The following is a 16,299-nucleotide window of genomic DNA, read 5'->3' on the forward strand; positions in this document are numbered from 1 at the left end:
ATGGCTCAGCCGCGGCTGGCCTCCAGTGCCTGGGCCAGGTCGGCGATGATGTCGTCGCAGTGCTCGATGCCGATCGACAGGCGCACCATGTCCCGCGGCACACCGGCTTTCGCCAGCTCTTCGTCATTGAGCTGGCGGTGGGTAGTGGACGCGGGGTGGCAGGCCAGCGATTTGGCGTCGCCGATATTGACCAGTCGCACCACCAGTTGCAATGCGTCGATGAAGCGCGCGCCGGCCGTTTGCCCGCCCTGGATGCCGAACGAGAGGATCGACGCTGGCTTGCCGCCGGTGTAGCGCAGGGCCAGGCCATGCTCGGGATGGTCGACCAGGCCCGCGTATTGCACCCAGGCCACTTGCGGGTGCGCTTGCAGATAGTGGGCGACCTTAAGCGCGTTCTCGGTATGGCGCTCCATGCGCAGGGCCAGGGTTTCCAAGCCTTGCAGGATCAAGAAGGCATTGAACGGCGAGAGCGCCGCGCCAGTGTTGCGCAGCGGCACCACGCGGCAGCGGCCGATGAACGCGGCGGCGCCGAAAGCCTCAGTGTAGGTCACCCCGTGGTATGACGGGTCAGGGGTGTTGAGCAGGGCGAAACGCTCCTTGTTAGCAGCCCAGGGGAATGTGCCCGAGTCGATGACGATGCCGCCGATGCTGGTGCCGTGGCCACCGATGTACTTGGTCAGCGAGTGCACCACGATATCGGCGCCGTGTTCGAACGGCCGGCACAGTACTGGGGTGGCCACGGTGTTGTCGACGATCAGCGGCACGCCATGGCGATGGGCCGCCTCGGCCAGGGCCGCAATATCGACGATATTGCCGGCAGGGTTGCCAATGGATTCGCAGAACACTGCCTTGGTCCGGTCATCGATCAGCGCCTCGAGGGCGGCGATGTCGTCATGGGCGGCGAAGCGGGTGGTGATACCCATGCGCGGCAGGGTGTGGGCCAGCAGGTTGTAGGTGCCGCCGTACAGCTTGGCCACCGAGACGATGTTGTCGCCGGCCTCGGCGACGGTCTGGATGGCGTAGGTGATGGCCGCCATGCCCGAGGCCACCGCCAGCGCGCCGACTCCGCCCTCGAGGGCGGCCATGCGTTGTTCGAGCACATCGTTGGTGGGGTTCATGATGCGCGAATAGATGTTGCCGGCGACCTTCAGGTCGAACAGGTCGGCGCCGTGCTGGGTATCGTCGAAAGCGAACGAGGTGGTCTGGTAGATCGGCACGGCCACCGCCTTGGTGGTCGGGTCGGGGCTGAAGCCTGCGTGGATGGCGAGTGTTTCCAGCTTCATGCGGTCATTCCTTGAGCGTGGGGTGGAAGCGTTCGAGCATGGAGCGGGCTGGATACGTTGGTCAAGGGGCCGCGCGCCTGGCGCCGGACCTGGCAGTTTTGCCAGTAGCGGCCAGTTGCAACCTCGCGCCATCATCGTCGCCTGCGCCTGACCAAGCGGACGGCGCGCATTCAGGAGCCCTGCCATGTCGAGCCTGATCGCTTCAGCTTGTTTTTACGGCGCCGCCTTGCTGCTCATTCTGTTTGTCGGCGTTGTCTACAGCACGCGCCGGCAGTTCATGTCCTACCACAGCGTGGCGCTTTCCCGACGCTGGCTCGAGCTGGACGATGGCGTGCGCCTGTTGCTGCTGGCATTGATCCATTTGGTCGGTTGGGGCTGGATGGTTATCGCGTTCGCCGGTTTTGCCTTGTTGGCCGCTTGGCACCACCAATCCATGCAGCCAGGCCTGGTCATGGCGTTGCAGGCGTTGATCACGCTAGGCACGGTGCCGGTGATCTGGGTGTCCAGTGGTGTCCGGCAACGCACGGGCGCTGCACCGCCCATCTTTATCGGATGGATGGTGCTGTGCCTGAGCCTTTTGGGGTTTCTGCTGGCCTGGCCGGTCTGGTCGTCATCATGACGGCGTACCGTGCCACAGGGCATGCAGGCCTTCTACTGCTTCTGCAGCCGAGCGGTTTCTTCGTCCAGGTACCCCAGTAAAGCGGCAACCTCCGTCTCGCCCAGGCGCATATTGGGCATCGCCAGCTGGTTGTACTGCTCATACAACAGCATGGCCAACGGGTCCTTGGCCGCGAGCATCTGGTCTGGTGCCATCAGCCAGCGTTTCAGCCAGGCCTCGTCGCGCTGGCGGGTCACCCCAAGCAGGTCTGGCCCGATGCCATGGGTGACGCCACGCTCGGCATCGCCGAGGGTATGGCACGAGGAACAACGGGTCCGGAACAGCTGTTCGCCAGCGCTCGGCGGGCGAATGTCCGGCGCCTGGGTATAGTCGCGGCGTTGGGCGCTGGCGGTCTTCCAGTTGTGCAGGCTGTTGGCCAGGCGGTCGGCGAGGATGTACGGGCTTTCGAACGGCGAGGCCTTCATCCAGCGCCCGGAGGCTTGGTTGCCGATGATCAGGCTGAGGTTGTGGTCCTTGCTGCGGCCGTTCTCCAGGCCCTCGATGTACAGGCCCAGGCTGCGCCGCAGTTGCTCGATGTCGGCGGCCTCGCCGGTGAGCAGGGTCCAGCCGGGGCCGATGGCGAACTTCTGGGCGTAGCGCTTGAGGGTGGCGGGGGTGTCGTTGTAGGGGTCGATGCTGATGGAGTAGAAAAAGATGTCCTGCCCGACGCGCTCACCCAGCAGCTTCTGCACCTGGCGCAGGCGCGCGGTCTCCACCGGGCAGGAGTCGCCGCAGCCGGTGAAGATGAAGTTGATGGCCACCACTTTGTCCTTGATCAGGTCGTCGAAGAAACGCACCTTGTCGCCGTCCTGGGTGAGCAGGGGGATGTTGGGGAAATAGTCGGCGCCCCAGGGGGTGGACGGTGTCGCGCTGCGGGTGGGGGGCACTGACCAGGGCAGGGTGAGGGTAAGCAGCAGCAGGAACAGCAGGCGGCAGAGGCGGGGCATGGTTTTACCCTCTGGTCAGGGACAGGCCAGGGCAGCGTGGGAGCGGGCTTGCCCCGCGAACACCGGCAAGGCCGGTGCCATGCGGTGCGTTCATCGCCGGGCAAGCCTGCTCCCACGCCAAACTCCTATTGGGGCTTGGCGGTCTCAACGTATGCTCAACGGTACCGTCACGCTCTGCCCCAGCGCCGACTTGACCGTTACCGTCGGTGGCGAGGCCGGACCGCTGCCGGTGGTGGTCACCGACAGTTTCCAGCGCGCGCCGGAACCGCTGGCGCTTAACGTCGCCAGGCCCAGGTCGAGCGGCCCGCTGGTGGTGTTGCTGGTCACCCGGATGCTGTTGCCGGCGGCCACCGAGGTGGTGCCGGAAACCTCCCAGGTCCAGCGACTGTTGCTGCGCAACTGCACGCTGGCGCTGCTGACCTGTATATCGTCCATCGGCAGCGCAGGCGAGACCGCGATGCTCACCGTGGCCGGGGCCAGCGACTCGAGGCCTTTGGCATCGCGGGTGGCGTAGGTGAAGCTGGCGGTGAACGGGCTGGCGACCGTGGCCGGTGGGGTGTAGGTCACCTGGGTCCCGTTGCTGCTGGTTACGCCCTGGCCGGAATCGGGCTGGGCCAGGCTGCTGACGCTCAGCGGCAGGTTGCCGTCGGGGTCTGTGTCGTTGGCCAGCACGTTGAGCACCAGCGGCTTGCCCGCGGTGGTGGCGGCGCTGTCGTTGACGGCCAGCGGCGGCTTGTTGGCGTCGTTGCCCGGGCCGCTGCTGGCGGTGCGGAAGGTCGGCAGGGCCGCAGAGTTGACGTATTGCACCCCATCCCAGCCCGGTAGCGGGGTCGGCATCATCTGGAACTGGCCGGGGTGCTCCAGGTCCCAGCGCAGCAGCATCGAGGTGTCCTCGTGCTGGGTATTGTGGCAGTGCTCCATGTAGGTGCCGGCGAACTCACGGAACCGGATGGCCATTTCCACTGCTTCCGAGGAGTCGGCATCCGGGCCGATGCGGTAGACGTCCTTGCGTGCCCATTTTTCCCATTCCGGCGGCGCCTTGCCGTCGCGGCTGAGAATCACCCCTTCCTCGAAGTGCACATGCACCGGGTGGCTCCAGCCATTGCCGCCGTTCTTGATCTTCCACACTTCCAAGGTGCCGTCGCCGCTGAAGCCGCCCTCGGTGGCTTCGCTGGCCAGTTGCGGCGCAGCGTTGATACGCCGGGGATCCATGCTGTAGCCGAAGCCGCCGTCGGTCTTGATGGTCCATGGCGCGCTGTCGGTGCCGTCGGAGCGGCCGAACAGGAACTCGCGGTGGCGCGCGGCCTTGATCTTGGCCTGTTCGCTGACGCTGTTGCGGTCGATCGGCAACGGGATCATCACCAGGCCAGCGGCCTTGCCGGGCTTGGCCGGCTCGTACAGGGCCGGGTTCATGCTGAGGTCCTGGCCGCTGTAGGGTTGCACGATCAATTGCAGGAACTTGCCGACCACCGGATCGCCGCCGTCCCATTCCGGGCCTTTGCTGGTCTGCCGGATCACCGCCTTGTACTTCTCGGACAACACATCCGCCAGCGCGATCGCTTGTTTCGGGCCTTTGCCGGTTTCGTGCTCCATCAGGTTGACGAAGTACAGCTTGTCGCCGACGTTGATCCCGTTTTTCGCGAAGTTGATGATGATGTCGTAGCGTTCGGCGATGCCTTGCAACGGCAGGATGGCGTTGTTGTCCTGCAGGTTGCCGTCACCGTTGAGGTCCAGGCTGCCGTCGAACGGCACGGCGTGTTCCATGATGTTGCCGTCGTTGGCGATCATGTGGAACGGCACGCGGTTGTAGGACACATTGGAGCCCGCCGGGCCCTTGAGCTCACCGCTATTGCCGGGCACTTCCCGGACCACGGCAAACTTGAAGTAGCGCGACACCGAGCCATTGAGGATGCGGAAGCGGTAGCTGCGCGCACGCACCTTCAGTTTGGGTTGGTACTGCCAGTTGACCAGGATCTGGTCACCGAGGAAACCGTCGGTATTGAATGGGTTGAACCACAGTTGGCCGTTGGCATCCCAGGCCTTGTCGGCGACCACCAGGTTGACGTCGTAGTCGCGGTTGCCCCAGGGCATGGCGCTACCGCTGGGCAAACGCAGGTTGACGCCGTCCTGCAAGGCTTCGTTGCCACGGTCCAGGGCCGAGTAGTAGTTCATCATCACCGCGTTGCCCTTGTAGACGTTCTGCGCGGTGAAATCGAGCATGTGGTCGTGGAACCAGTGGGTGCTCATGGTCTCGCGCCAGTCGCCGCGGATCTTGATGCTGCCGTTTTCGCAGGTTTTCAGGCCAGGCGAGGCATCGTTGACGAACAGGGTTTCGCCCGGCGCGCAGGGAAACGCCGCGCGCGGGTCCTGGGCGCGGGTGTTGATGGTGTCGTAGCCGGCCAGTTGGATCGGCCAGCGGTAGTCATAGTACTGGCCAGGGAAGAAATAGGCGTTGGCGAAGCCGTCGCTCTCGGCCGGCGAGTGACCGTTGTGCTCGTGGGTGGAGATGGTGTGCAGACCGAAGCCATTGTTGGCCGAGGGGTCGATGGGCAGGGCGTTGTAGTGGCGCATCAGCACCGGCTGGCCGTAGCGCACCATCAGCAGCTTGACCGGGAAGGTGCCGTCGAAGGTCCACAGCGCCTTGTGGTTCTGCAGCGGCATCTTCGGGTGGAAGCGCGTGTCGATGCCCTTGGTGGTCCCCAGGGTGGTGGGGATGTCGGAGGTCTGGTAGTACAGGCCGCCAGGAGCGAATTCGCCCTTGGCGTAGTTGTGCAGTTGCTTGCGGTCGCGCAGGCCCTGGTTGATGCGCGCGCCGGCCTGGGCGGTCTTGAATGCGGCCTGCGGGTAGAACTCGTTCCAGCGTTGGTGCGACCAGCCTTTTCCTGGCGGCCTCCCTTCGGCGGGCGAACCGACGCCGCTGCGGTTGAGGAACATCTCGATCTGCGCTTTCCATGGGTTGCGGTCGAGCACGTTGGCGTACTGCGACGGGAACGGCGTCAGCCCCGGCTGGGTGAGGAAGGCCTCCAGGGCATTGCCGTTGGGGCTGCTGCGCGCGGCGTAGTCGGGGTCTTGCGCGGGGGCGGCGCCAATCACGGGGGGCGGGAACGTCAGCGCATAGGGCGGGGTGGCCGGGTCGAGCTTCTCCGGGCCGAACTCCTCGAACAGCAGCAGTTGCTGGGTGAACGGCTCGGCGCCGAACAGTGGGCTGGGCTTGCCGTTGGTGGGGTACTTGCGCGAGGTCTGCAACGTGGGGGGCAGCACATTGTTGCTGGTCACCGTGGCGCGGTCGCCATAGGCGTTGTTGCTGAGCTCCAGCGAACCCTGGTTGGCCTCGGGCATGGTCTTCAGTGCATCCAGCGCCGCCGCTGCATCCACCGGGTTGGCTGGCGGATCGCTGTAGGCGGACGGGTCGGTGGGTGGTGGCTGGCTCACGTCGTCGAGCGACCCCGCGACCGCGCTGGCCAGCCCGAGGCTGAGCAGCAGTGCCGTGAGGGAGGACAACCTGAACACCGCAAAGGAGGTTGCTGCTGGTTTTTTCATTGCCGTATGCCCCGTGTTGTGCAGACCGGCATCTGGGCCACCGCACGGGGTGGCGATGTGCCTTGTAGGGGCTTGAGCAACGGCTGTGCCAAGAGAAAAATGGCGAAACGCCACATGTTTCAAGATGTTGCAATAATGCGAAAGAGAGCCCCCTCGTGGCTTGTCGCAAAGCTGGGGACAGGCACCCACTCCTGGGTGTGGAATACGCCCCACATGTCCTTGTCTTGGCGGTATCACCCAAGGCAAAAGGGACGACATCATGTGTCGCCCCTTCGCGGTCAAATAGTCAGCCCGCGTTACGCAACTGCTTGAGCAAGGCCTGCAATGTCGCCTTGCCCGGGTCATCCAACCCGAATACCGGCCGACGTGGCTCGCCCACCGCCAATCCGCTGATCGCCAAACCGGCCTTGATGGTAGCAGGCAAGCCGCCCTTGAGGATGAACTCGAGCAGGGGCAACTGGCGGTAGAACAGGGCCTTGGCCTGTTCCAGCTCGCCGGCCTGCACTGCCTTGTACAACTGCTGGTTCAGTTCGGGAATCAGGTTGGCCGCCGCGGTGCACCAGCCCGCCGCACCGGCGACGAAGGCCTCCAGCGCCAGCGGGTTGCAGCCGTTGTAGAACGGCACCTGGCCTTCACCGAGCAACTGCAGCTTGTGCATGCGCTGGATGTCGCCGGTGCTCTCCTTGACCATGGTCACGTTGTCCACTTCGCGCACGATGCGCAGGATCAGCTCCACCGGCATGTCGGTGCCGCTGGTGGCCGGGTTGTTGTAGAGCATGATCGGGATGTCGACAGCCGCGCCGATGGCGCGGTAGTGCTGGAGGATCTCCGCTTCGCCGAGTTTCCAGTAGGCCGCCGGCAGCACCATCAGCGCGTCCGCGCCATGCTGCTGGGCGAAGCGTGCGCGGCGCACCGCGCCGGCGGTGGTCAGGTCGGAAACGCTGACGATGCTCGGCACGCGCTTGCCGATACGCTCCAGGCTGTATTGCGCGACCTGTTGCCATTCATTGTCGCTCAGGTAGGCGCCTTCGCCGGTGCTGCCCAACGGGGCGATGGCCTGGACGTTACCATCGATCAGGCGTTCGATGGACTGGCCCAGGGCTGGCAGGTCGAGCTGTTCACCGTCCTGGCTGAACGGGGTGATGGTGTAGCCGATGATGCCGTGGAATCGATTAGTCATTGTGCAAGGCTCCGCAAGCAAGGCAGTCAGGGTCAGTTCAGGCAATCGGCGTGGACACGCAGCGCCTGCCGGGCGTAATAGTTGAAAGCGGCGCCGTGGCGCTTGGGCCGGTCGATCCAGTCGTGGGCGTCGCGGCCCAGCGCCGGGGCGATCGGCTTGATGGTACCGGCGGCCATCGCCAGCAGTTGCAGGCGCGCGGCGCGCTCGATCAGTTGGGCGTAGACGCAGGCCTGTTCGATGCAGGTCCCGGTGGACAGCTGGCCATGGTGCGAGAGCAGGATGGCGCGCTTGTCGCCCAGCGCGGTGCTGATGATCTCGCCTTCCTCGTTGCCTACCGGCACGCCTGGCCAGGCTTCAAGGAACGCGCAGTCCTCGTACAGGGGGCACAGGTCCATGTGCGAGACCTGCAACGGCACTTCGAGCATCGACAGGGCGGCCACGTGGGTGGGGTGGGTGTGGATGATGCAGTTGACATCCGGGCGAGCGCGGTACACCCAGCTGTGGAAGCGGTTGGCCGGGTTGGGCATGCCCTGGCCTTCGAGCACCTCGAGGTCTTCGTTGACCAGCAGCAGGTTGCTGGCGCTGATTTCGTCGAAGCCCAGGCCCAGTTGCTGGGTGTAGAAGGTACCGGGTTGCGGGCCGCGGGCGCTGATCTGCCCGGCCAGGCCCGAGTCATGGCCATGGTCGAAGAGAATTCGGCACGTCAGGGCCAGCTTTTCGCGCACAGTCCACGTATTATCGGCGAGCGAGCCTTGCATCTGCGTCAGTGCCTTTTGCACCAACTGGTCTTTGCTGAGGGTGAGGGTGTTGGCCATGGGGATCTTCCTCTGTGGCTTGATATTGGGTGCCAGGGCTGGCTCGCCCCCGAGCTTTGGACGGTGAGGGGGCGAACCACCACATGACACAAATTATCCTATATGACACAAAGTGTCATATGCAAGTGCGTTTGTTTGGGAAACCCGCGTCACATGTCTATCCGACTGAAACTGCTGAGAAAGAAACTGGGCGTCACCCTTGAGCAGCTGGCTGAGAAGTCCGGCATGACCAAGAGCTACCTGTCCAAGGTCGAGCGTGGCCTGAACACCCCGTCGATCGCCGCCGCGCTCAAGCTGGCGCGGGCGCTGAACGTCAATGTCGAGGAGTTGTTCGCCGATGAGTGCGAAGGCCAGGCGCGTTATAGCCTGGTGCGCCGTGGCGAGCGCCAGGCGCTGGTGGGCGATGGTCAAGGCCCGGGCTATGCGGTACTGACCTCGCAGGTAGGCCAGCGCAGCCTGTTGCCGTTCCTGATCCAGCCGCCAAGCGAGTTCAGTGATCCGACCTTCAAGGAACATGCGGGGGAGGAATTCCTGTTTGTCCACGCAGGGCAGGTGGAGGTCGACTTCATGAGCGAGCGGGTGTTGCTGGAGGCCGGCGACGCCCTGCATTTCAATGCCCAGACACCCCATCGCCTGCGTTCGGCGGGCGAGCACCAGGCGCAGTTGCTGGTGGTGGTGCAGGGCGGCGAAGGCTGAGGGCCTGGCGATGATCGAGGCCTCGCGGTTCTGGCGTGATCCGGCATTGCCCTTTGTCGAGGCCCGCCGTGTCGGCGACGGCCGCCAGGTGTGCTATGCGGCGCATTCCCACGAGAGTTTCTCGATCGGCGTGATCACTGGCGGGCGCAGCAGCTACCTGACTGGCAACGCCCGGCACGAGGTGGCGGCAGGCACCACGGTGTTGATGAACCCCGGGGTGGTGCACACCTGCAACCCGATCGACGGCCAGCCGTGGTCGTACCTGATGCTATTCGTCGACATGCCTTGGCTGTTGGCCCGAGGTTTCCAGTTGCCCTCGGTGGCCTTGAGTGCGTCGGCGGCGTTGTACGGGCAGTTGCTGGGGGTGTTCGCCGGGCTGTTCGAGCCCAGGGGCGAGGGCCGGGAGGCGCAGCTGGAGGCGTTCTTCAGGGCGTTGCCGCAGTTGCTGGAAACCGATGCGAGCGGCCAGCCGGCGGGTCATCCGCGCCTTGAGCTGGCCGCCGCGTTCATCCGTGCGCATCGCCTCGACCCGCTGACACTGGAGGACATGTGCGCCGCCGCGGGCCTGTCGCGGGCCTACCTGATTCGCGCGTTCGGCAAGCGCTTCGGGCTGACGCCCCATGCCTACCTGCTCGACCAACGAGTGCAACATGCCCGGGCGCAACTGCGCGCCGGCAGGCCGATTGCCGAGGTAGCGCTGGAGGCGGGTTTCGCCGACCAGGCCCATCTGCAGCGAGCATTCAAACGACACCTGGCGGCCACGCCGGGGCACTATCGCAACGGCTGAGCCAGCGTGGGAACGGGCTTGCCACGCTACAAGGCGCAAACCGTCCGCCTCACACCATCAGGTACAACGCGCTCGCCACCAGCAATCCCGCCAGCAGCCGATTGAGCAAGCGCATTCGCCACGGCTCGCGCAGATACTGGCGGATCATGCTGCCGGCCCAGGCCCAGCTGGCCACGGATACAAAGCAGATCGGCGCGTAGATCCAGGTGAACAGCCACAACAACGGCTGCTCGCCCGCCGTGTAGGCACCGATGCCGGCCACGGCCGCCAACCAGGCCTTGGGGCTCAGCCACTGCATGGCTGCGCCATGCCATGCGCTGGGTGCTTGTCGGCTATCGTCGCTGCCAAGCCGGCCATCGTCACTGGCCAGCTTCCAGGCCATGTACAGCAAAAACAGCACCCCACCCCAGTGCAGCAGGCGTTCCAGCAGTGGCCAGCGCAGCAGCAATTCGTGCACGCCCAGCCCCACCAGCACCAGCAGCAGGCAAAACCCCAGGGTGGCACCTGCCGCATGCCCGAGGCTGGCACGCAGGCCATGGCGGGCACCGCTGCCCAGGGCGACGATATTGACCGGGCCAGGGGAGATGGAGGCGGCCAGGGCGAAAGCGGCCATGGACAGTGAAAGGCTCATGCACTGGTTCCTTGCAAGGGTGAACAGGCCCTCATCCTGGGCGCGGCGCAGGGGTGCTGTATTGAACAAAAATGCCCATCCGCTCCTGTTACAGCTTTTGTAATAGTTTTGCGCTATCAGAGAATTCTGCTTCGATTGTAGGATCGTCTTCCCTATTTTCTATCAAGGTCTATATGAGCACCTTCGCGGAGCCCCCCAGTCCCTGGCCATCCCGGCCTTCCTCCCCGCGTTCCCGTGACGCTTCCCCAGTGAGTACCCGCTAATGGAATGGCTAGCCGACCCCACGGCCTGGCTGGGCCTGTTGACGCTTATCGTCCTCGAGCTGGTGCTGGGTATCGACAACCTGGTGTTCATCGCCATCCTGGCCGACAAACTGCCGCCCCACCAGCGTGACCGCGCCCGGGTGATCGGCCTGTCGCTGGCGCTGATCATGCGCCTGGGCCTGCTGGCCAGCATCTCGTGGATGGTGACGCTGACCGCGCCGCTGTTCGAGGTCTTCGGCAAGAGCTTCTCCGGCCGTGACTTGATCATGCTGTTCGGCGGTGTGTTCCTGCTGTTCAAGGCCACCATGGAGCTGCACGAACGCCTCGAGGGCCATGTCGCCCAGGCCAGTGGCGCGGTGCGTCATGCCGCCTTCTGGCCCATCGTCGCGCAGATCGTGGTGCTGGATGCGGTGTTCTCGCTGGACGCGGTGATCACTGCCGTGGGCATGGTCGAGCATTTGTCGGTGATGATGATCGCGGTGGTCTTCTCCATCGGCATCATGATCGTCGCCAGCAAGCCGCTGACCCGTTTCGTCAACGAACACCCGACAGTGATCATGCTGTGCCTGGGCTTCTTGATGATGATCGGCTTCAGCCTCACCGCCGAGGGCCTGGGCTTCCATATCCCCAAAGGCTACCTGTACGCGGCCATCGGCTTCTCGCTGCTGATCGAGCTGTTCAACCAACTGGCCCGCGCCCGCCGCAAGCGTAGCGTGCAGCAGCACCGGCCGCTGCGTGAGCGCACCGCCCATGCCGTGCTGCGCCTGATGGGTGGGCGCCGGGTAGAGGCTGATGAAGTGGGTGAGGAAATCGCCGACCTGGTGGCAGGTGGCGACGAGCAAGTGGTGTTCGACCGCCGTGAACGGGTGATGATCAGTGGCGTGCTGAACCTGGCCGAACGGCCGATCCGCACCGTGATGACGGTGCGCGCCAAGGTCGACGCCATTGACCTGTCGCAGCCGGCCGAAGTGATTACCCAGGCCCTGATCAACTCGCCGTACTCACGCCTGCCGCTGATTCGCCAAGGCCGTATCGATGAACCGCTGGGCTTCGTGCACAAGAAGGAGCTGCTCAAGGAGTTGCTGGCTGGCAACCAGCCCGAGCTGGAAACCCTGGCTCGTGCCCCGCTGAACCTGCTGGAGAGTTTCAGCATCCTCAACGCCTTGGAGCAGATGCGCGGGCAGTCGACGCACATCGCTTTCGTGGTCAACGAATTCGGTGATTTCACCGGCGTATTGACCATGACCGACATCCTCGAGTCGATTGCCGGAGAACTGCCGGATGCCAGCGAGGTGGAGGGCCCGGGCGTGGTCGAGGAGGAGGGTGGCTTTGTCGTCAGCGGCGCCCTGAACCTGGCCCAGGTGCAGGCCCGTACCGGCTTCGTGGCTCGCGCCACCGAGGACTACCAGACCCTGGCGGGCCTGGTGATGAGCTTGCTGGACCGCCTGCCGGTGGTCGGTGATCGGCTGGCCTGGAATGGCTGGGTCATGACCGTGGTCGCGGTGGAGGAGCGCCGGGTGCGCCAGGTGCGTCTTACACCGGGCGCCGACGTTGACGCAGCAGGTGCTTGAAGCCTTCGAGCACCAGCACCAGCACCGCGGCCCAGATCGGCAGGTAGGTCAGCCACTGGTCCGGGCCGATGGTTTCGCCCAGCAGCAGGGCCACTGCCACCAGCAGCACCGGCTCGACGTAGCTGAGCAGGCCGAACAGGCTGAACGGCAACAACCGGCTGGCCAGCACGTAGGCGATCAGGGCGCTGGCGCTGATCGCCCCGAGCAGCGGGATAAGCCCGTACAGGCCCGGGTGTTCGGCCAGGTCCGCCGCTGACAACGGGCCCTGGATGACGAAGTACAGGGCCCACGGCAGCAGCAGGCACATGTCGCACCACAACCCCCCCAGGTGGTCGGTGCGGCAGCGGCGGCGCAGCACGAAGTAGATCGGGTAGCCGATCATCACCAGCAACGTCTCCCAGGCGAAACTGCCATGTTGGTAAAGCTCGTGGCCCACCCCCAGGGCCGCGCAGCCGACCGCCACCTTTTGCAGGCGCGACAGGCGCTCGCCATAGACCAGCCGCCCGGTCAGGACCATGGCCAGTGGCAGCAGGAAGTAGCCCATCGACACTTCCAGGCTGCGCCCGTGCAACGGTGCCCAGAGGAACAACCACAATTGCACGCCCATCAGCCACGAGGTGCCGAGCATGCCCAGCAGCAGGACCGGGCTGCGGCGCACCCGGCCGAGCAGTTCGCCGACGCGTTTCCAGTCCTTGGATACCAGCATGAACAAGGTCAGGCAGGGCAGGGTCAGCAGGGTTCGCCAGCCGAAGATCTCCTCGCCGTCGAGGGGCTTGAGGAAGGAGGTATAGAAGTACATCACGGCGAACAGACAGGACGCCATGACCGACGAAAGAATGCCTTTTGACACGAATGCCTCGGAAACGGGAAGTGAGCGGGTGGATCAGCCGCGCATGATCTCAGGGGCGTTGCCTTGCGGCAACCGTGGGCTGCCGGGACGCGCGGCCAGGGCCAGGAGCAGCTCATGGGCGGGCATTGGCCGGGCGAACAGGTAGCCCTGCTGGAAGTCCACACCGTGGCGCGCCAGGTAATCGCGCTGCACCGCGGTTTCCACGCCTTCGGCGACGATGCCCAGGTCGAGCTTGGCCGACAGTTCGATGATGGTGTCGAGGATATGCTGGGACAGCGCGTCGCCGCCGATCATGGCGACGAAGCTCTGGTCGATCTTCAGGTAATCGACCTTGAACTGGCGCAAGTAGTTGAGGCTGGACACACCAGTGCCGAAGTCGTCGAGGGCGATCATTACCCCCAGCGCGTGCAGCTTTTCGAACAGCTCGAGGGTGATCGGCGTGGGTTCGAGCAACTTGCGTTCGGTCAGCTCCAGGGTCAGCACCACCCGCCCTGGGGGAAAGTGCTGGAGAAAGGTCTGGCAGTCGTCGAGCAGGCTCAGGTCGCGGCAATGGTCGGCGGTGATGTTGACGCCGACATGAAAGCCGTCCTCCAACAGTATGACGTGAGGGGCCAGGGCCTGGGCAGTGGCCAGCATCAGGCTACGGGTCATGGCGACGATCTGGCCACTGTGCTCGGCATAGGGAATGAACAGGTCGGGGCGTACCAGGCCTTCGCGTGGGTGTTGCCAGCGCATCAGTACTTCGATGCCGGCCCAATGGTAGTCGCCGTTGCGCACCACGGGCTGGAAGTAGGGCACGAACTCGTTGGCCTCCAGCGCCCGCTCCAGTTCGGCGCGTGGGGAGCTGGCCCTACGCAGTTGCCAGCGGCAGGCAGCGCCGGCGACCACGCCCAGCACCAGCAGCAGGCTCAGCAGCGCCGGGTAGCGCGCGCGCATCACCTCGCCAGGTTTGCTGGCGGCATAGCCGCCGTGCACGCTGAACGGATAGCGGGTGGAGGAGAAGGTCACCGCAGCGCTGGCGGCTATCGGCGGGGTACCTGGTAGAACCTTGCCATTTGCGCCCATCCAGTGGTTGCCTACCTGCACTTGCAGTTCGTCGTCCTCGCCGATCAGGCGCAGGGCGGTGAGCAGGTGGCCGCCGTCCACGGTGCTGATTGCCCCGCGGCCATCCTCGCTCACCCGGTAGACCAGCAGTGGGTGGCCCGGGGTGACTGAATTGCCGTCCATCAGCCACAGTTGCCCGCCGGTATAGTCACGGACATCCACCGGCTCGTCGAAATCGCCGAACAAGGACGAGCAATAAAGGGTGTCGCGGTCGAACAGGTTGGTCGAGCGCACGAAGGCGTTGCGGGTGACCTCCACGCGCAGCGCCAATTGCACCTGTTCGCAGGGCAGGCCGGCCATGGGCAGCAGGTGGTTGGCGGCGCTGGAGAGGCTGTCGAGGATCTGCTCGATATGCCCGACCACCTCTTTGGCGGTGGTCTGGCTGCTGACGCGCAGGTCGTGTTCGGTCTGCCAGCGCATCACCAATAGCCCGCAGAGCAGCGGTAGCACGCCCACCACCCATGGCAGCAACGAGCGCCAGTTCCAGCGGGCAGGGCGTTTGGCGGTCAGTGGCATGGGCAGGTAAACCTTGTGGTTCGCGGGCGTGATGAAGCGAAGGATAGCCGTTTGTCGACACAGGCTGCGAACTAAAGCGCGACAAAGCTATTTACGCCCTGTAGAATCGGTTTACGAATAAAACAATAAGGTTCTCCGCTTTCCGGGGAATCAAGCCCGCTGAGAATGGGTCCATATGACATACCATGGGTTCAAGCTGATCATTGGTGACTTCCTTGCCCGTAGCGTGCGCGGCATTCCCTGTTCACCTCCACTGCTGTTCGACATCCAAAGCAACTAATCAACCGTTATTCGCTGCAGATGAGGACACGAACATGGCAGATATCTTCGAAAACCCGATGGGCCTGGAAGGCTTCGAATTCATCGAGCTCGCCTCGCCGACCCCAGGCGTGCTGGAGCCGGTGTTCCAGATACTCGGTTTCACCAAGGTGGCGAGCCACCGTTCCAAGGATGTGCACCTGTACCGCCAGGGCGGCATAAACCTGATTCTCAACAACGAACCCAACAGCATCGCCTCGTACTTCGCCGCCGAGCACGGCCCGTCGGTGTGCGGCATGGCGTTCCGCGTGCGCAACGCCCATGAGGCCTACGCCCGCGCCCTGGAGCTGGGTGCTCAGCCGGTAGAGATCGAAACCGGCCCGATGGAGCTGCGCCTGCCGGCAATCAAGGGCATCGGTGGCGCGCCGCTGTACCTGATCGACCGTTATGAAGAAGGCAGCTCGATCTACGACATCGACTTCAAGTTCATCGAAGGCGTCGACCGCAACCCGGTCGGTGCTGGCCTGAAGATCATCGACCACCTGACCCACAACGTCTATCGCGGGCGCATGGCCTATTGGGCCGGTTTCTACGAGAAGCTGTTCAACTTCCGCGAAATCCGTTACTTCGACATCAAGGGCGAGTATACCGGCCTGACCTCCAAGGCCATGACCGCCCCGGATGGCATGATCCGCATCCCGCTGAACGAGGAATCGTCCAAGGGCGCTGGGCAGATCGAAGAGTTCCTGATGCAGTTCAACGGTGAAGGCATCCAGCATGTGGCCTTCCTCACCGACGACCTGCTCAAGACCTGGGATGCCCTCAAGGCGTGCGGCATGCGCTTCATGACCGCGCCACCGCAAACCTACTACGAAATGCTCGAAGAGCGCCTGCCCGGTCACGGTGAGCCGGTTGACCAGCTGCAAGCCCGCGGCATCCTGCTGGATGGCGCGTCCGAGGCCAACGACAAGCGTCTGCTGCTGCAGATCTTCTCGGAAACCCTGTTGGGCCCAGTCTTCTTCGAGTTCATCCAGCGCAAGGGTGACGATGGCTTCGGTGAAGGCAACTTCAAGGCGCTGTTCGAGTCGATCGAGCGCGACCAGGTGCGCCGTGGCGTGCTGAGCGTCGAGTAAGCCGTTTCAGGCCACAAGCTATCACGGGGCAAGCCCGCTCCCACATTCACGTGGGAGCGGGCTTGCC

13 protein-coding genes are annotated in these 16,299 nt (G+C 64.5%); 5 read left to right on the forward strand and 8 right to left on the reverse strand.

What is annotated here, in order from left to right:
* Window positions 1-5: 5 nt before the first annotated feature.
* Window positions 6-1,283 (reverse strand): bifunctional O-acetylhomoserine aminocarboxypropyltransferase/cysteine synthase, encoded by a 1,278-nt coding sequence (locus tag ACODS5_RS10655; protein WP_489108627.1) that lies wholly within the window; start codon window positions 1,281-1,283, stop codon window positions 6-8.
* A 184-nt stretch (window positions 1,284-1,467) separates the two neighbouring features.
* Between ACODS5_RS10655 and ACODS5_RS10660 the strand changes: the two genes are divergently transcribed.
* Window positions 1,468-1,902, forward strand: a complete 435-nt coding sequence (locus ACODS5_RS10660) for a hypothetical protein (RefSeq protein WP_489108628.1) — start codon at window positions 1,468-1,470, stop codon at window positions 1,900-1,902.
* 32 nt (window positions 1,903-1,934) lie between these two features.
* Here the strand turns inward: ACODS5_RS10660 and ACODS5_RS10665 are convergent, their stop codons facing one another.
* The 4 genes from ACODS5_RS10665 to ACODS5_RS10680 form a co-directional block, all read right to left on the reverse strand.
* Entirely contained in the window at window positions 1,935-2,888 is a 954-nt protein-coding gene (locus tag ACODS5_RS10665; protein WP_489108629.1) for an SCO family protein, read from the reverse strand.
* 144 nt (window positions 2,889-3,032) lie between these two features.
* The gene (locus ACODS5_RS10670; RefSeq protein WP_489108630.1) at window positions 3,033-6,428 is read right to left on the reverse strand and encodes an Ig-like domain-containing protein; all 3,396 of its coding nucleotides are present in this window, start codon (window positions 6,426-6,428) and stop codon (window positions 3,033-3,035) included.
* A gap of 286 nt (window positions 6,429-6,714) precedes the next feature.
* The gene (locus ACODS5_RS10675; protein WP_134691989.1) at window positions 6,715-7,608 is read right to left on the reverse strand and encodes a dihydrodipicolinate synthase family protein; all 894 of its coding nucleotides are present in this window, start codon (window positions 7,606-7,608) and stop codon (window positions 6,715-6,717) included.
* Between the two features lie 32 nt (window positions 7,609-7,640).
* Window positions 7,641-8,423: an aldolase gene (locus ACODS5_RS10680; RefSeq protein WP_134691990.1), complete on the reverse strand. Its 783-nt coding sequence runs from the start codon at window positions 8,421-8,423 to the stop codon at window positions 7,641-7,643.
* 153 nt (window positions 8,424-8,576) lie between these two features.
* On the opposite strand from ACODS5_RS10680, the gene ACODS5_RS10685 reads away from it, so the two are divergent.
* Entirely contained in the window at window positions 8,577-9,119 is a 543-nt protein-coding gene (locus ACODS5_RS10685) for a helix-turn-helix domain-containing protein (RefSeq protein WP_134691991.1), read from the forward strand.
* Window positions 9,120-9,129: 10 nt separating this feature from the next.
* Window positions 9,130-9,906 carry an AraC family transcriptional regulator gene (locus tag ACODS5_RS10690; protein WP_134691992.1) on the forward strand — a complete coding sequence of 259 codons (777 nt, stop codon included), beginning with the start codon at window positions 9,130-9,132 and terminating at the stop codon, window positions 9,904-9,906.
* Window positions 9,907-9,955: 49 nt separating this feature from the next.
* Here ACODS5_RS10690 and ACODS5_RS10695 read toward each other — a convergent pair whose 3' ends face one another.
* Window positions 9,956-10,537 (reverse strand): LysE family translocator, encoded by a 582-nt coding sequence (locus ACODS5_RS10695; protein ID WP_134691993.1) that lies wholly within the window; start codon window positions 10,535-10,537, stop codon window positions 9,956-9,958.
* A gap of 262 nt (window positions 10,538-10,799) precedes the next feature.
* Here ACODS5_RS10695 and ACODS5_RS10700 point away from each other — a divergent pair, with 262 nt between their 5' ends.
* On the forward strand, window positions 10,800-12,371 hold the full coding sequence (locus tag ACODS5_RS10700) for a TerC family protein (protein WP_489108631.1): 1,572 nt from the start codon (window positions 10,800-10,802) through the stop codon (window positions 12,369-12,371).
* On the opposite strand, the gene rarD is transcribed toward ACODS5_RS10700, so the two are convergent.
* Both rarD and ACODS5_RS10710 read right to left on the reverse strand, forming a co-directional pair.
* A complete protein-coding gene (gene rarD / locus ACODS5_RS10705; protein WP_489108632.1) occupies window positions 12,334-13,221 on the reverse strand; it encodes an EamA family transporter RarD in 888 nt (295 codons plus the stop codon). The genes ACODS5_RS10700 and rarD overlap by 38 nt on opposite strands.
* A gap of 33 nt (window positions 13,222-13,254) precedes the next feature.
* Window positions 13,255-14,841, reverse strand: coding sequence for an EAL domain-containing protein (locus ACODS5_RS10710; protein ID WP_489108633.1), 1,587 nt, complete (start codon window positions 14,839-14,841; stop codon window positions 13,255-13,257).
* A 314-nt stretch (window positions 14,842-15,155) separates the two neighbouring features.
* Between ACODS5_RS10710 and hppD the strand changes: the two genes are divergently transcribed.
* Window positions 15,156-16,232, forward strand: a complete 1,077-nt coding sequence (hppD, locus tag ACODS5_RS10715; RefSeq protein ID WP_489108634.1) for a 4-hydroxyphenylpyruvate dioxygenase — start codon at window positions 15,156-15,158, stop codon at window positions 16,230-16,232.
* The last annotated feature ends 67 nt before the right edge of the window (window positions 16,233-16,299 follow it).

The sequence above is a fragment of the Pseudomonas sp. FG47 genome (assembly GCF_057809115.1).

Excerpts from the sequence above, each read along its gene's own strand:
- ACODS5_RS10655 (WP_489108627.1), bottom strand. The coding sequence starts at position 1,283 with ATGAAGCTGGAAACACTCGCCATCCACGCAGGCTTCAGCCCCGACCCG.
- ACODS5_RS10685 (WP_134691991.1), top strand. The coding sequence starts at position 8,577 with ATGTCTATCCGACTGAAACTGCTGAGAAAGAAACTGGGCGTCACCCTT.
- ACODS5_RS10665 (WP_489108629.1), bottom strand. The coding sequence starts at position 2,888 with ATGCCCCGCCTCTGCCGCCTGCTGTTCCTGCTGCTGCTTACCCTCACC.
- ACODS5_RS10680 (WP_134691990.1), bottom strand. The coding sequence starts at position 8,423 with ATGGCCAACACCCTCACCCTCAGCAAAGACCAGTTGGTGCAAAAGGCA.
- ACODS5_RS10710 (WP_489108633.1), bottom strand. The coding sequence starts at position 14,841 with ATGCCACTGACCGCCAAACGCCCTGCCCGCTGGAACTGGCGCTCGTTG.
- ACODS5_RS10695 (WP_134691993.1), bottom strand. The coding sequence starts at position 10,537 with ATGAGCCTTTCACTGTCCATGGCCGCTTTCGCCCTGGCCGCCTCCATC.
- ACODS5_RS10670 (WP_489108630.1), bottom strand. The coding sequence starts at position 6,428 with ATGAAAAAACCAGCAGCAACCTCCTTTGCGGTGTTCAGGTTGTCCTCC.
- ACODS5_RS10700 (WP_489108631.1), top strand. The coding sequence starts at position 10,800 with ATGGAATGGCTAGCCGACCCCACGGCCTGGCTGGGCCTGTTGACGCTT.
- hppD (WP_489108634.1), top strand. The coding sequence starts at position 15,156 with ATGGCAGATATCTTCGAAAACCCGATGGGCCTGGAAGGCTTCGAATTC.
- ACODS5_RS10675 (WP_134691989.1), bottom strand. The coding sequence starts at position 7,608 with ATGACTAATCGATTCCACGGCATCATCGGCTACACCATCACCCCGTTC.
- ACODS5_RS10690 (WP_134691992.1), top strand. The coding sequence starts at position 9,130 with ATGATCGAGGCCTCGCGGTTCTGGCGTGATCCGGCATTGCCCTTTGTC.
- ACODS5_RS10660 (WP_489108628.1), top strand. The coding sequence starts at position 1,468 with ATGTCGAGCCTGATCGCTTCAGCTTGTTTTTACGGCGCCGCCTTGCTG.